The sequence below is a fragment of the Exiguobacterium sp. s48 genome (genome assembly GCF_018617395.1).
In the GTDB taxonomy this organism is placed as follows: Bacteria; Bacillota; Bacilli; order Exiguobacteriales; family Exiguobacteriaceae; genus Exiguobacterium.
The window spans coordinates 519014-534665 of sequence record NZ_JACSKC010000001.1 but is presented as its reverse complement, the minus strand read 5'-3'; the positions used below and the strand labels follow the sequence as shown (position 1 = coordinate 534665).

At 48.8% G+C, this 15652-nt stretch carries 12 protein-coding genes; all 12 read right to left on the bottom strand.

Annotated elements, in window-relative coordinates:
- Positions 1 to 11: 11 nt before the first annotated feature.
- On the bottom strand, positions 12 to 2228 hold the full coding sequence (gene pnp, locus KNO66_RS02730; RefSeq protein WP_214740180.1) for a polyribonucleotide nucleotidyltransferase: 2217 nt from the start codon (positions 2226 to 2228) through the stop codon (positions 12 to 14).
- Between the two features lie 128 nt (positions 2229 to 2356).
- Positions 2357 to 2626: a 30S ribosomal protein S15 gene (rpsO, locus tag KNO66_RS02725; RefSeq protein ID WP_015881433.1), complete on the bottom strand. Its 270-nt coding sequence runs from the start codon at positions 2624 to 2626 to the stop codon at positions 2357 to 2359.
- A gap of 124 nt (positions 2627 to 2750) precedes the next feature.
- Positions 2751 to 3677: a bifunctional riboflavin kinase/FAD synthetase gene (locus tag KNO66_RS02720; protein ID WP_214740178.1), complete on the bottom strand. Its 927-nt coding sequence runs from the start codon at positions 3675 to 3677 to the stop codon at positions 2751 to 2753.
- 16 nt (positions 3678 to 3693) lie between these two features.
- Positions 3694 to 4608 carry a tRNA pseudouridine(55) synthase TruB gene (gene truB / locus KNO66_RS02715; protein WP_251127413.1) on the bottom strand — a complete coding sequence of 305 codons (915 nt, stop codon included), beginning with the start codon at positions 4606 to 4608 and terminating at the stop codon, positions 3694 to 3696.
- 42 nt (positions 4609 to 4650) lie between these two features.
- Positions 4651 to 4998: a 30S ribosome-binding factor RbfA gene (gene rbfA, locus KNO66_RS02710; protein WP_015881430.1), complete on the bottom strand. Its 348-nt coding sequence runs from the start codon at positions 4996 to 4998 to the stop codon at positions 4651 to 4653.
- Positions 4999 to 5016: 18 nt separating this feature from the next.
- Positions 5017 to 7218, bottom strand: a complete 2202-nt coding sequence (infB, locus tag KNO66_RS02705; RefSeq protein ID WP_214740174.1) for a translation initiation factor IF-2 — start codon at positions 7216 to 7218, stop codon at positions 5017 to 5019.
- Positions 7219 to 7239: 21 nt separating this feature from the next.
- A complete protein-coding gene (locus tag KNO66_RS02700) occupies positions 7240 to 7536 on the bottom strand; it encodes a YlxQ family RNA-binding protein (RefSeq protein WP_214740172.1) in 297 nt (98 codons plus the stop codon).
- On the bottom strand, positions 7533 to 7802 hold the full coding sequence (rnpM, locus tag KNO66_RS02695) for an RNase P modulator RnpM (protein ID WP_214740170.1): 270 nt from the start codon (positions 7800 to 7802) through the stop codon (positions 7533 to 7535). The genes KNO66_RS02700 and rnpM overlap by 4 nt, the downstream gene beginning before the upstream one ends.
- 2 nt (positions 7803 to 7804) lie before the next feature.
- A complete protein-coding gene (gene nusA / locus KNO66_RS02690) occupies positions 7805 to 8968 on the bottom strand; it encodes a transcription termination factor NusA (protein ID WP_214691843.1) in 1164 nt (387 codons plus the stop codon).
- 14 nt (positions 8969 to 8982) lie between these two features.
- Complete coding sequence (gene rimP / locus KNO66_RS02685) at positions 8983 to 9459, bottom strand: ribosome maturation factor RimP (protein ID WP_193343250.1); 477 nt, start codon at positions 9457 to 9459, stop codon at positions 8983 to 8985.
- A 113-nt stretch (positions 9460 to 9572) separates the two neighbouring features.
- A complete protein-coding gene (locus KNO66_RS02680; protein WP_251127439.1) occupies positions 9573 to 13847 on the bottom strand; it encodes a PolC-type DNA polymerase III in 4275 nt (1424 codons plus the stop codon).
- 88 nt (positions 13848 to 13935) lie between these two features.
- Complete coding sequence (locus KNO66_RS02675) at positions 13936 to 15636, bottom strand: proline--tRNA ligase (RefSeq protein ID WP_214740165.1); 1701 nt, start codon at positions 15634 to 15636, stop codon at positions 13936 to 13938.
- Positions 15637 to 15652 lie beyond the last annotated feature (16 nt).

The window sequence follows — 15652 nt, the reverse complement described above, 5'->3', positions numbered from 1 at the left end:
GGCCAGAATAATTAATTTGTCGAGCGCGGTGGACGACGGTCCCCGTCACGACGTGGCGGACGGCCTTCGCGAGGCGGTCGGCTCTCACGAGCAGCCTTCCGTTTCGCTTCATATGCCTCACGCTCTTCAGGAGACAATCCTTCTAAGATGAGCGCTTTACGTGATGCGTTGACGCGACCCTTATCGTCGATTTCAGTGACTTTGACTTGAATCGAATCGCCGAGTTTCACGACATCCTCAACGTTCGCGACACGCTCGAGGCTGAATTCGGATACGTGTACGAGTGCATCTTTCCCTTTAAAGAGTTCGACGAACGCGCCGAACTTCTCAATGCGACGTACTGTTGCATCGTAGACTTCACCGACGACAACTTCACGAACGATATCACCGATCATAGACATGGCAAGATCGATTCCTTCTTGATCTGTTGAAGCGATGAAGACCGTACCATCTTGTTCGATGTCGATCTTGACGCCTGTTTGGTCGATGATGCTGTTGATCATCTTACCACCTGGTCCAATCACATCACGGATCTTATCTGGATTGATTGTCATCGTCACAATCTTCGGTGCATATTTCGACAATTGAGTACGTGGAGCATCCAATGTCTCGAGCATATGGTCAAGGATGTGTAAACGACCGACACGTGCCTGCTCAAGCGCTTCTTCTAAGATTTCACGCGTGATTCCGGCAATCTTGATATCCATTTGAAGGGCAGTGATCCCGTCTTTCGTTCCGGCTACTTTGAAGTCCATGTCACCGAGGTGATCTTCAAGTCCTTGAATGTCTGTCAAGACCGTGTAGTGCTCCCCTTCCATGATAAGACCCATGGCAATCCCAGCGACAGGCGCTTTGATTGGCACACCTGCATCCATCAAGGCGAGTGTCGAGCCACAGATGGAAGCCTGTGAGCTTGAACCGTTTGATTCGAGCACTTCCGAGACGAGACGAATCGTGTATGGGAAGTCTGCTTCTTTTGGAATGATTGGCAAGAGTGCACGCTCACCGAGTGCACCGTGACCGATCTCACGACGACCTGGCGCACGGACCGGACGAGCTTCACCGACCGAGAACGGCGGGAAGTTGTAGTGGTGCATGAAGCGTTTGTTCTCTTCAAGACCGATTCCGTCGATAATCTGTGCGTCTCCGATGACACCGAGTGTTGCGACCGACATGACTTGTGTCTGACCGCGTGTGAAAAGACCGACACCATGTGCGCGTGGAAGCAATCCGACTTCCGATGCGAGCGGGCGAATCACGTCTGGGCGACGTCCGTCTGGGCGAACTTTGTCGACTGTGATCAAGCGACGTACTTCATCTTTGACGAATTTGTTCAAAATCCCTGAGACTTCTCCGAGTTTTGAAGGCTCATCGGCAAGGCGTTCTTCATACATCGCTACATATTTCGCAATCACTTCATTGATGGCTTCGTCACGAGCATGTTTCTCTTCCACTTGCACCGCTTCCACGATTTCAGGACGAGCTGCTTCAAGCTCTGCTGTGAGTGACTCATCGTATTTTGAAACCGTGTACTCAAACTTCGGCTTGCCGACTGCATCAGCAATCTCTTGTTGGAACGCAATCAAGCGTTTGATTTCTTCGTGTCCAAACAAGATGGACTCAAGCATGACATCTTCAGGCACTTCGTTCGCGCCTGCTTCAACCATGTTGATGGCTGTCGATGTTCCTGCGACTTGAAGCTCAAGGTCCGTTTTCTCCATTTGTGCCGTCGTCGGGTTGATGACGAACTCGCCGTCCACACGTCCGACTGTCACGCCTGCGATTGGACCGTCAAACGGTACGTCAGAAATCGAGAGCGCAATCGACGTCCCGAGCATTCCCGCCATTTCAGCCGAGCAATCCGGGTCGTTCGACATGACGTAAATCATGACTTGGATGTCATGACGGAATCCGTCTGGGAAGAGTGGGCGGATGGGACGGTCAATGAGACGCGATGTCAAAATTGCATTTTCACCCGGGCGACCTTCACGACGAAGGAATCCTCCTGGAATTTTACCGACCGAATATAGTTTCTCCTCATAGTTGACCGTTAATGGGAAGAAGTCTAAATCTTTTGGTGCTTTTGAAGCCGTCACTGTCGCAAGGACAACTGTATCTCCATAACGCACGAGTGCCGAGCCGTTTGCTTGTTTCGCAAGCTGGCCGACCTCTACAGACAATGGGCGTCCGCCCCACTCTGTAGAGAATACTTGTTTCGTACCTAACATGTACATTCTCCTCTCAAACCTTATCTAGTTTATTATGTAACTCATTCTAACGAATGTCTAATCATTTTCCTTAAAAAAGAAGAAACGGACTAGGACGTTGTCCCAGCCCGTTAAACAGTCTCAATCGATTAACGACGGAGACCGAGGCGTTGAATCAATTCACGGTAACGCGTAACGTCCTTGTTACGAAGGTACGTAAGCAAGTTACGACGACGTCCAACCATTTTCAAGAGACCGCGACGTGAGTGGTGGTCTTTCTTGTGTGTACGAAGGTGGTCGTTCAATGTGTTGATTTGTTCAGTCAACACAGCCACTTGTACTTCCGGTGAACCTGTGTCACCTTGTTTTGTCGCGTATTCCGCGATAATTTCGTTTTTACGTTCTTTTGAGAGTGCCATTGCCTCTCCACCTCCATTTAATAAAAAATTGCCGCGTTGCCGAGCCGGCGTTGGTGAATCGACCAGCCAAGCGAAACGGTGTACTTTGCGTACTTGACAAGGATAGCGTAACCACTCTTGAAAGTCAAGATAGGATTGAGCGTGCCGACACCTCATCTTCTTTCAATTGGGCGACCAATGCATCCAGTCCGTCAAACGCGCGCTCGTTCCGAATATATTGGATCCATTCGATTTCAATGACTTGTCCATATAAATCTTCTGAAAAGTCAAAGAGATGGCTCTCAACAGAGACCGAGCCCGTTTCATAAAACGTTGGACGCCGTCCAACATTCGTCATCGCATCAAACGTGCGTCCATCCGGAAGTGTAACCCGTGTCGCATATACGCCTAGTCGTGGCATAACATACGAAGCGTCCATCAACACGTTCGCTGTCGGGAAACCGATCGTGCGCCCTCGCGCGTCTCCATGAATGACTTCTCCACAAATGACATACGGAGAACCGAGTAACTCATGCGCCTCGTCGACACTTCCATCAGCCAACAGCTTACGGATTCGAGTCGACGACACCTTTTCTCCGGCCATCGTCTGTTCCGTCACGATAGACGTCGTGAACTTGTCACGCGCATGATATGGGAGCGTCTCCATCGTTCCTTCACCAAACTTGCCATACGAGTAATCAAATCCTGCCGTCACATGTACAGCGCCAGCGCCGATCAAATAGTCATCCACAAACTGTTGCGGAGAAAGTCCCGCTAGTTCCTTTGTGAACGTTAAGACGAAACAACGCTCAACTCCAAGTGCTTCAATACGTTTCAGCTTTCGAGACAGCGGCGTGATATAACGCACTGCGTCTGGCTTATTTGAAAGTACTTGCTTCGGATGCGGGTCGAACGTGACGACCGTCACCGGAAGGTTATGCTCCGCTGCCACCCGTTTAGCGTGATTGATTACAGCTTGATGCCCTTTATGAACACCGTCAAAAAAACCGAGCACCATGACCGATGGGTAAAAGTCAGGTGTTTCTGGATAGGTGAGATGTCTTGTTTCCATACTGTCAATTTCCCCCTTAGTCGATGGCCAGCATGACCTCGACTGTAGCGTCTGTCGTTCCTTCTTGTCTTCGATATAAAGCAAGAGGGATTCCTTCTTCATTATAGACAGTAAATAACTCAAATTCGAGCGAAACGCCGTTCAGCTTTCCGCCATTCCGAATATAATGCTCTCGATTCTTTGGAATCGTGATCGCCGGCCAGCGTTTGATGACATCCTCGAGTGGAATCACATATGCCATTCGCTCCTCGACCGTTTCAAGAGACTGTAACGTTTCGAGTGATACGGCGTTCGCTTCCTCAAACGTTCCTGAGCTCGTGCGTCTCAGTTCACTCATATGGGCAGGGTAACCGAGCTTCTCCCCGATTTGTACAGCGAGCGTACGAATGTATGTCCCTTTCCCGCAGTCGATTTCCATTCGGAAGCGACATACGTCTTCTTCAAACGTCAATTCACTCGTCCGTTCCAAACGGTGAATCTCAACCATCCGGCGGGGGCGTTCAACGGTCTGGCCTTTCCGAGCGTACTCGTACAGCTTCTTCCCATTAACTTTGACTGCTGAATAATACGGTGGAATCTGTTCAATCGTTCCCGTCAGTTGGCGCATCGCTTCGTCAATCTGTAATTCGTTCAATTCGTTCGGTGTGACCACCTTTTGATCTACGACCTCACCATGCGCGTCCTCGGTCATCGTCGCCTTACCGATTGTCACCTCGGCCACGTAGCGTTTCCCTTCATCTGTGATAAAGCGAGACAACTTCGTCGCACGTCCTAAACAGATGGGCAATACACCTGTCACTTCTGGGTCAAGCGTACCCGTATGTCCAACTTTTTTCGTTTGAAACAGTTTTCGTAACTTGAACACGCAGTCATGACTTGTCATGCCTCGGTCCTTATCGAGTACAAGCACTCCGTTTGGTTCCAACTTCATCCCTCCATACAAAAAAGGGAGAACGACGTCTCCCCTTTCAAATTATTGATCTTTGTTTAAATCACGAATCAACGAATCGATATGGCTACCATATGCGACCGATGAATCGTATTCAAACGAGATTTCTGGTGTTTTACGAAGACGGATACGGTTCCCGATTTCGCGACGGATAAATCCTTTCGCTTTGTCGAGACCTGCTTGCGTTTCTGCCTTCACATCTTCCTCATCACCGAGCACCGTATAATAGACCGTTGCTTGTTGTAAGTCCCCTGTCACGTCAACGCTCGTAATGGTAGCGTTTTTTGTGCGTGGGTCACTCACTTCTCGTAACAAGACGTCTGTAATCTCTTTACGCATTTGCTCGGCAACACGTTGGGCACGAATTTTCATACGTGATCCCTCCTCACATTATTTACGTTCGACTTCTTTCATGACGAACGCTTCAATGACATCGTCTACTTTAATGTCATCAAATTTCTCTACTTTAATCCCACACTCGTATCCAGTCGCAACTTCTTTCACGTCATCTTTGAAACGGCGGAGTGTATCGAGTTTGCCCTCATAGATCACGATTCCGTTACGGATGACACGGACACCGGCGTCACGAGTGATTTTACCTTCTGTCACATAACAACCTGCGATCGCACCGACTTTCGATACTTTGAAGACGTCACGGACTTCGACTTGACCTGTGATTTCTTCAACGAACTCAGGATCAAGCATCCCTTTCATCGCGCTCTCGATTTCTTCGATTGCGTTGTAGATGATGCGGTGGAGACGCATTTCAACGTTCTCTTGTTCAGCCATTGAACGGGCGTTTCCGTCAGGACGGACGTTGAATCCGATGATAACGGCATTCGCAGCTGACGCGAGGATGACGTCACCTTCTGTGATCGCACCGACACCTTGGTGAACGATGTTGACTTTCACGCCTTCGACGTCAATTTTACGGAGTGAGCCAGCCAATGCTTCGGCTGATCCTTGAACGTCTGCTTTGATGATGACGTTCAAGTCTTTCACTTCACCTTCTTGAATACGGCTGAACAAGTCATCAAGACTTACTTTCGCCGACTCACGACGCTGTGACTCAAGGTAACGTTGGTAACGTTTTTCACCGATTGCACGTGCTTTCTTCTCATCTTCGAAGACGATGAACTGGTCACCCGCTTGTGGGACGTCGTTCAAACCAGTGATTTCAATCGGTGTTGATGGTCCGACTTGTTTCACACGGCGACCGATATCGTTGACCATCGCACGGACACGACCGAACGTGCTACCGACAACGATTGGATCTCCGATTCGAAGCGTACCGTGTTGAACGAGAAGTGTTGCGACCGGTCCACGACCTTTGTCAAGTTTTGCTTCGATGACTGATCCACGAGCCGGCATGTCTGGCGTCGATTTGTATTCTTCGACTTCAGATACGAGAAGAATCATCTCGAGCAACTCATCGATACCTTCACCTTTAATGGCCGAAATTGGAACGAAGATTGTTTCGCCGCCCCACTCTTCCGGAATGAGACCAAACTCAGTCAATTCTTGTTTGACACGGTCAGGGTTTGCCCCTTCTTTGTCCATTTTGTTGACTGCCACGATAATTGGCACGTTCGCTGCCTTAGCGTGCGAGATCGCTTCCTCTGTTTGTGGCATGACGCCATCGTCAGCCGCAACGACGATGATGGCGATATCTGTCACTTCCGCACCACGGGCACGCATCGTTGTGAATGCCGCGTGACCTGGCGTATCGAGGAACGTGATTTTCTTATCGTTTACTTCAACCTGGTACGCACCGATATGCTGCGTGATTCCACCCGCTTCTCCTGCGACGACTTTTGTGTTACGAATCGAGTCAAGAAGTGTCGTTTTCCCGTGGTCGACGTGACCCATGATCGTGACGACCGCTGGACGCTCTTCAAGGTCGTATTGTGAGAAATCGATTTCGACTGTTTCAAAGTCTGTCTCATCGACGACTACTTCTTTTTCTACTTCATAGCCGAATTCTGCAGCGAGTAATTCAACCGTCTCATCATCAAGCGTCTGGTTGATTGTTGCCATGACACCAAGACCCATCAACTTCATGATGATTTCGTTTGGCTTCTTGTTCATTTTAGAAGCAAGGTCAGATACGCTGAGTACATCATCATACTTGATGACATTGCCCATTTCTGCCTCTTGCGCGAGACGAGCCGCTTTACGCTGACTTGTCTTCGAATTTGGATCGGCTTCTTGTGGCACAGCTGCTTTGACTGGCTTGCCTTTCCCTTTCCCTTTTCCACGTTTTTTATTGCGTGGGTCGTTGTTACGGTTGTCGTTACGATTTTGACCACCGCGATTATTTTGACCGCCACGGTTTTGTTGCGCCGCTTGCGGACGTGACTGTTCTTTTTTCTCTTGTTTCGGCTCGTTAGAAGTTGAAGTCGCTTTCGCTTCAGTTTGCTTCTCAGCACGATATTTTTCTGGATTGAACACACGGTCCAACTGTTTGACTGTCTCATCATCGAGGACGGCCATGTGGTTTTTCACCGGTTTGTTCAATTTTTCTAATTGAGTAATGACTTGCTTACTCGTTACATTCTGTTCTTTTGCAAATTCATAGACGCGTTTTCCCAAAGCATCCACCTCCGTTAATAGTTAAGAGAGAAGTTGCTTAAGCTTGTTCGCAAATCCGGATTCTGTCACCGATACGACGACTCGCATATCTTTACCGAGTGCGGCACCGATTGTATAGCGATCGCTCACTTCAATCAATGGCACTTGATAAGACGTACATTTGTCAGTGACTCGTTTTTTTGTCGAGGCACCTGCATCTCCGGCTAGAATGACGAGCTTGGCACGACCCGCTCGTACATCCTTTAATACAAACTCTTCTCCCATCGTTACTTTCCTCGCTCGAGCAGCAAGGCCTAACAATGATTCCCACTGGCTCATGATTCGCCACCTGCGACAGCGATTAGCTGTTCATACAAGTCGTCGCTCGTCTTTACTTTCAAATGATGATCGAGCGTCCGTTTTTTCTCTGCTTGACGAACGACATCGATATCTTTTGATAAGTATGCACCGCGACCGTTCACTTTACCCGACTGATCGATGACCACGTCACCTTCAGGCGTTCGAACGACACGAATCAATTCTTTCTTCGGGAGCATTTCTTGTGTGACCACACACTTACGCAAAGGAAGTTTCTTTTGCTTCATGGTCATTCCTCTTCTTTCACCACAGCTGTTTCAACTGAAGCATCTGATAAGTCTTGTTCAACTTCATTTTGAACAATTTCTGGCTCTGATTCAACTTTTTCAGCGAACGTATCGAACAAATCGAGTGCTTCCGCATCTGTCTCGCTCTTGATGTCGATTTTCCAGCCTGTCAATTTCGCAGCGAGACGGGCGTTTTGACCACGTTTCCCGATCGCAAGTGACAATTGATAGTCCGGTACGACGACTGTTGTCGACTTTGCAGGCTCGTTGACATAGACGGCAACGACTTGCGCCGGGCTGAGCGCGTTTCGAACGAACTCTTTCGGGTCTTCAGACCAGCGAACGATATCGATTTTTTCACCGTTCAACTCGTCGACGATCGTTTGGACACGTTGTCCTTTTGGTCCGACACATGCACCGACCGGGTCGACGATATCCGAGTGAACCGCAATTTTCGAACGGTCTCCCGCTTCACGTGATACCGACATCACATCGACTGTCCCGTTTGAAATCTCAGGCACTTCGAGTTCGAACAAACGACGCAATAGTCCCGGATGCGTACGTGACACTTGAATCGCAGCACCTGAACCTTTTGTCGTTGAATCTACTTTTGTCACGTATACTTTGATACGGTCATGAATTTGATACGACTCGTTCGGCATCTGTTCATTCGGTGTCAAGACGGCCTCAATGTTATTTTCGAGACCGATATAGAGGTTACGTGGGTCAAAACGCTCCACGATTCCTGTCATGATTTCGTCTTCTTTGTCAGCGAAGTGGTTGTAGATGCGCTCGCGCTCCGCTTCACGCATCTTCTGTGTGACGACTTGTTTTGCCGTCATCGCCGCGACGCGTCCGAAATCACTCGGAGTGACTTCTTCTTTATGGAAATCACCGAGCTCATAGTTCGGATCGATTTCATGTGCTTCTTCAAGTGAAAGCTGTTGGTCCGGTTGCGTGAGGCGTTCTACCACTTCTAAAAGTGCATAGACACGGATATCTCCCGTCACCTGGTCAAACTCGACTTTCACGTGCTCGTTCGGGTTCGCCACGTTGCGGCGATACGCAGAAATGAGCGCTTGTTCGAGTGCATCGATAATGATATTTTTGTCGATTCCTTTTTCTTTGGCAATCTGATCGATTGTAGTGAGTAATTGTGGACCCATCTTCTTCCCTCTCCTTAACTAAACGTGACCGCTAAGCGGGCTTGTGCAATTTTGTCTACCGGTAGCGATACCGCTTTTTTTCTTGTCTTGATGCGTGTCTCGATCACGACCGTTTCCCCATCATATGCCGTCAAAATTCCTTCAAACTCTTTGGCACCATCGATCGGAGCGAACGTTTTCATGTAGACGTTTTTGCCTACTGCACGTTCGAAATCGCTCGGCTTTTTCAGCGGACGCTCCGCACCAGGACTCGAGACATCAAGATAATAAGCCTGTTCAATCGGATCGGTTTCGTTCAGTTTTTCCGAGAGTTGTTCATTGATATTGACGCAATCGTCCAAATCGACGCCCCCCGGCTTATCGATATAGACGCGCAAGAACCAGTCAGGACCTTCCTTCACGAATTCCACATCGACCAATTCCATGTTTTCTCGTTCGACGATTGGCAATGCAATCGATTCAACGACTTCTGTTATTTTGGACACTCTCATCCCTCCTTCTGGCTTTTACATACAAGAAAGGAGTAGGGTTCCCTACTCCTTTCCGTCGTAGTATCCAACTTTGTTCGATACCAATATATCATATTTTCCCGATAAATCGCAACTTACACCCCAAAATCAAAGAATGAGAGTTGGTTCTCATCAGGCAGACCTTCGAGACATTTCATCGTATCGAGTGTCTCGATGACCGTTTTCGAAAGTTTCGCTCGTTTCCGTAAATCTTCTTTCGACAGGAATTGCCCTTCTTCCCTTGCTTCGACGATTGCTTTTGCCGCGTTTGTTCCGAGTCCGTCGACCGCGTTGAACGGTGGAATGAGCGTATTGTCTTCAATCAAGAACTCTGTAGCGCTTGACCGATACAAGTCGATGTTTTGGAACTTCATTCCCCGCTCGAGCATCTCAAGCGCTAGTTCAAGCACCGTGTGTAGTCCTTTATCCTTCGCCGTCGCATCGAATCCTTTTTCTCGGATGTCCGACATCGCCTTACGAACGGCTTGAGGACCTTTGATCATCGCAGACAAGTCAAAGTCCCCGGCGCGGACGGTGAAGTACGTCGCATAGTACAGAATCGGATGATGCACTTTGAAATAGGCAATCCGGACAGCCATCAAGACGTAGGCGGTTGCGTGTGCTTTCGGGAACATATACTTGATCTTCTTACAAGATGAGATATACCATTCCGGCACGTTATTCTCTCTCATTTCAGACTCCATCTCTTCCGTGAGCCCTTTCCCTTTACGGACAGACTCCATGATTTTAAAGGCGAAGGATGGTTCGAGACCTGCATAAATCAGATAGACCATGATGTCATCTCGACAACCGATGACGTCCTTCAGTTCGCACGTCCCGTTATAAATCAATTCATTCGCGTTTCCGAGCCATACATCTGTCCCGTGGGATAAACCGGAAATTTGAACAAGTTCCGAGAACGTCGACGGTTTCGTCTCTTCAAGCATCTGACGGACGAACTTCGTCCCAAACTCCGGAATTCCAAGTGTGCCGGTCTTCGACTCAATCTGTTCCGGTGTCACCCCGAGCACTTCTGGTGATGAGAAAATCTTCATGACGGTTGGGTCATCTGTTGGAATCGTCTTCGGATCGATACCAGACAAGTCCTGTAACATCCGAATGACGGTCGGGTCATCATGCCCGAGAATATCGAGTTTCAACAAGTTGTCATGGATGGAGTGGAAGTCAAAGTGAGTCGTCTTCCACTCCGACGAATTGTCGTCCGCCGGATATTGGATCGGGGAAATGTCCGCGATGTCCATATAGTCCGGTACGACGATGATTCCCCCTGGGTGTTGACCCGTCGTCCGTTTTACCCCGGTGACCCCAGAGACGAGACGATCGACCTCGGCGTTTCGATATATCTTGTCATTCTCTGTCGCATATCCTTTCACATACCCATAAGCCGTCTTGTCGGCAATCGTTCCGATTGTCCCGGCACGATAGACGTACTCTTCTCCGAATAGCACTTTTGTATAGGCGTGGGCATGCGGTTGATATTCACCTGAGAAGTTCAAGTCGATATCCGGTACTTTGTCCCCTTTGAATCCGAGGAACGTCTCGAACGGAATGTCATGACCGTCTTTTTTGTACCACGTGCCACACTCCGGACACTCCTTGTCCGGCAAGTCATATCCCGAACCGACTGACCCGTCGTTGAAGAAGTGCGAGTGTTGGCATTTCGGACAAACATAGTGCGGCGGTAACGGATTGACTTCCGTGATTTCCGTCATCGTTGCGACGAGACTCGACCCGACCGACCCACGCGAACCGACCAAGTAACCATCATCGAGAGATTTCTTCACGAGTTTATGCGAAATCAAATAAATGACGGCGAATCCGTGTCCGATAATCGACTTGAGCTCTTTCTCAAGTCGCGCTTCCACGATTTCAGGTAACTCGTCCCCATAAATGGAGCGAGCCATATCGTAGCTCATATTCCGAACCTCGTCATCCGCCCCTTCAATTTTCGGCGTGTATAAGTCATCCGGGATGATTTGAATCGATTCAATTTGATCGGCGATCGCATTCGGGTTCGTGATGACGATTTCACGCGCTAAATCGTCACCTAAAAACTTGAACTCCTCCATCATTTCTTTCGTCGTCCGGAAGTGCGCATGTGGTAATTCTTTACGCGTGTTGATAAAGTTCGCCCCACCTTGAGTACGAATCAAAATCTCACGATATGAGCGGTCCGACCGATCTAGATAATGAACATTACCTGTCGCACACACCGGTAACTCGGCCTTCTCAGCGACACGAATGATACGTTTAATGATTTCACGGAGTTCTAACTCGTTCGCCACTATCTCTTTATCAATCAAATGATGATAGAGCGCTGGTGGATGGATCTCGATGAAGTCGTAAAACGACATCATCTTCTCGAGTTCATCATCCGACTTGTTTAAGGCGGCGTCAAAAATCTCCCCGTTGTCACAAGCCGATCCAATCAATAATCCTTCCCGCCGCTTCACGAGCTCGGAACGTGGCATGCGTGCCATCCGATACAAGTAATCGATGTGAGATAAGGAAATAAGCTCATATAAATGACGAAGTCCTGGCTTTTTGTTTTTCGCATAGATGGTTGCATGGAACGGACGAATCTTCGACACGTCACTCCCGACTTTCGCATTTAAGGAGCGATGTGTGGTCATCTCAAACATCTGTTTAGCGAGATCGAGCAACTTCATAAGCAAATATGCCGTTGCTTCCGCATCGTAAATGGCGCGGTGATGTTGTGTCAGTTCGATATCAAATCGCTTCGCGAGTGTATTGAGTCGGTGATTCTTCAACGTCGGCATCAACGTACGGGCAAGTTCGAGCGTATCGATGACCGGGTAATCGTCAGGCTCATGCCCTCCGCTACGGAGTGTCGCTTCGAGGAATCCCATGTCGAATGATGCGTTATGAGCGACGAGGATACTGTCACCACACCATTCGACGAATTGTTTCGTGATGACTTCCGGGTCCGGTTGACCTTGGACCATGTCATCGGTGATTCCCGTCAATTCGATGGTGGTCGCCGACAAGGCGTGTTTCGGATCAGCAAACGCCTCAAACCGGTCGATGATCTCCCCGTCCTTGATTTTGACTCCAGCGAGTTCGATGATTTTATTGTAAACGGCAGAAAGTCCCGTCGTTTCGACGTCAAAAACGACATACGTCGCATCATCCAATGCCACATCGGTCGCATGATAAGCGACAGGGACACCATCGTTGACGACGTTCGCTTCGACTCCGTACAATACTTTGATGTCATTCTTCTTCCCAGCGTAATACGCTTCCGGAAAAGCCTGAACTCCGGCATGGTCGGTGATGGCAATGGCACGATGTCCCCATTTCGCAGCACGGGCGACGAGAGATGAGACGTTTGTGACGGCATCCATTTGGCTCATCTGTGTATGCGCGTGAAGTTCGACGCGTTTCTCGCCTTCCCATTCATCACGTGGCGGTTCAACCTTCACTTCTTGAAGTTGAGACGCCATCATACATAGTTCGCGCATGAACGAATCATCTTCGACCCGACCGGCCGTTTGAATCCACATTCCTTTTTTGACGGCACTGAGCATACGGTCGTCATCGTCATCGCGAGCAAATACTTTCACGATGAGTGAATCTGTATAATCTGTCATTTTGAAGGTGAACAGTTTCTTCCCACTCTTCAACTCTTTCCGCTCTGCCGAGAAGACGAGTCCACGAATCGCAACACGTCGCTCTTCTTCGATAATCGTCTTGATTGGAACAATCTCATCTTTAATGAGTGCGCCCATCCGGATTTCTGTGATCGGTTCGTCGTTTGTTTCTGTCGCCTTAGCGAATTGGGCAGCAAGTGCCATTTTCGCTTGTTCAATATCTTCTTGAACGACTTGTTCACGTAAAGCCTGACTCGCCTCGGCGTCTTCTGAGTAATGTGCCTGACACGGTTTTTTCGTGAACCCATAGGCGCTATAGAGTGCCTGTACTTCTTGACAGAGTTCTTTGTCTACATAGCTCGCCTCAGGTGCAGAACGCACCGGAATCATGAGTTTGTTCTGTTCGAATCGTGGCGAAACGGAACCGAAATAACTACGCATCGCGCCAGATACTTGGCTCAATTCGCTGACGATTCGCGGCCAATAGTCGATATAGTCTTGCTCGCTTCCACCAGTTGTTGTCGAGAACCGAGCGTACACTTCATCCGCAAACGTCGCATATCGACTCTCTAATCGACTCATGAACAATTGATGAACGTCGTATGGCAATACTTTTGGAAATGAAAAATAAAATGTCCACGTTCGCCGCTTTTTATTGACGACAAGCCGTGAGAGTTCGGCCTGATCAAACAGGTCCGTCTCGGTCGTGATCCCAAGGTCACTTAATAATAATTGCATCTTTTGATTTGCTTCCACGGGTCCGTCTTTCCCCCTTTATGCCAATTCGACAAATGAAGGTGACCGCTTCCGCTGTCACCTTCATCCATTAATGAACTTCGCTCAATTTTGAAGCGATGACTTGTTTCAATTCATCGATTGATGTTTCAATCACTTCACCTGTTGCACGTACTTTCACTTCAACGATGCCTTCACCGGCTTTTTTCCCGACGTTCACGCGAATCGGAAGTCCGATCAAATCTGCATCCGCAAACTTGACGCCCGCACGTTCTTTTCGGTCGTCGAACAAGACATCGTATGTTTGACCGAGCTCTTCATAAAGACGGTTCGCCAACTCGACTTGAGTCTCATCTTTTGCGTTGATCGCAATCAAATGGAGATCGAACGGCGCCACGTTACGTGGCCAAACGATTCCACGGTCGTCGTGATGTTGTTCGACGATGGCTGAAAGTGTACGTGACACTCCGATGCCGTAGCAACCCATGATGAGTGGTTCGGCACGACCCTCTTCGTTGAGGAATGTCGCACCCATCGCTTCTGAATATCGTGTTCCGAGTTTAAATACTTGCCCCACTTCAATTCCACGAGCAAAACGAACTGGACCAGACTCATCCGGTGCCAAATCACCTTCGACAACGAAACGTAAATCGTGGTATGTCATCTCGGCAAGGTCGCGCGCAGCGTTTACACCCGTGTAATGTGTGTTCGCCTCGTTTGCACCACAGACAGCATTCACTAAGTACTTGACCGCATAGTCAGCAACGACTTTGACCGGAGCGTTGATTGGTCCTAGTGTACCTGGCGCACAGTTGAACAACTCAACGATTTTCGCTTCTTCTTCAAGTTGAATGTCGAGTCCACCGAGTGCGTTCTTCACTTTGACTTCATTCGCTTCATGGTCGCCACGAACAATTGCCATGACAGTTTCGCCATCCACGTTAAACAAGACAGACTTGATTGTCGTCTTCGGATCCACATTTAAGAACGCCGCCACATCTTCAATCGTACGATTTTCTTCCGTGTCCACTTTTTTGAGCGGACGAACGTCAGCTTGTTGCATCTCATAACGATCAAGTGTTTCGGCCATCTCAATGTTTGCCGCATAGTTTGATGTGTCGGTATAGACAATCGTGTCTTCCCCGATGTCCGCGAGTGCTTGGAATTCGTGTGTGTCTTTCCCGCCGATTGCACCAGAGTCTGCGACGACTGGACGATATTTAAGTCCTGTACGGTCGAAGATGCGTGAGTACGCGTTATACATGTTTGTATACTCTTCGTCCAAGTCCTCTTGTGTCGCATGGAATGAGTATGCATCTTTCATCAAGAACTCACGTCCACGAAGCAACCCGAAGCGTGGACGACGCTCGTCGCGATACTTCGTTTGAATTTGATACAGATTCATCGGAAGTTTTTTATACGAGTTGAGTTCATCTCGGACGATCGATGTGATCAATTCTTCATGTGTCGCGCCGAGTGCGAAGCGACGATCATGACGATCCGTCAACCGCATCAATTCAGGGCCGTAAATGCCCCATCGTCCTGTCTCTTCCCAAAGTTCTGCCGGTTGAATGGCAGGCATCAATAACTCCTGTGCACCGGCACGATTCATCTCTTCACGGATGATCGTTTGGATGTTGTGTAACACACGATGTCCGAGTGGAAGATATGAATAGATTCCTGCCGCATTTTGACGGATGAATCCTCCACGGACGAGAAGTTGATGGCTGACCGCTTCGGCGTCAGCCGGTACTTCTCTCAATGTAGGCATGAGCAATCTAGATTGTTTCATACAGTTCAACGTTTCC

Coding starts and splice junctions, on each gene's coding strand:
- pnp (WP_214740180.1), bottom strand. CDS start 2,228: ATGTTAGGTACGAAACAAGTATTCTCTACAGAGTGGGGCGGACGCCCA.
- rpsO (WP_015881433.1), bottom strand. CDS start 2,626: ATGGCACTCTCAAAAGAACGTAAAAACGAAATTATCGCGGAATACGCG.
- KNO66_RS02720 (WP_214740178.1), bottom strand. CDS start 3,677: ATGGAAACAAGACATCTCACCTATCCAGAAACACCTGACTTTTACCCA.
- truB (WP_251127413.1), bottom strand. CDS start 4,608: ATGAAGTTGGAACCAAACGGAGTGCTTGTACTCGATAAGGACCGAGGC.
- rbfA (WP_015881430.1), bottom strand. CDS start 4,998: ATGAAAATTCGTGCCCAACGTGTTGCCGAGCAAATGCGTAAAGAGATT.
- KNO66_RS02700 (WP_214740172.1), bottom strand. CDS start 7,536: ATGAGCCAGTGGGAATCATTGTTAGGCCTTGCTGCTCGAGCGAGGAAA.
- rnpM (WP_214740170.1), bottom strand. CDS start 7,802: ATGAAGCAAAAGAAACTTCCTTTGCGTAAGTGTGTGGTCACACAAGAA.
- nusA (WP_214691843.1), bottom strand. CDS start 8,968: ATGGGTCCACAATTACTCACTACAATCGATCAGATTGCCAAAGAAAAA.
- rimP (WP_193343250.1), bottom strand. CDS start 9,459: ATGAGAGTGTCCAAAATAACAGAAGTCGTTGAATCGATTGCATTGCCA.
- KNO66_RS02680 (WP_251127439.1), bottom strand. CDS start 13,847: ATGCAATTATTATTAAGTGACCTTGGGATCACGACCGAGACGGACCTG.
- KNO66_RS02675 (WP_214740165.1), bottom strand. CDS start 15,636: ATGAAACAATCTAGATTGCTCATGCCTACATTGAGAGAAGTACCGGCT.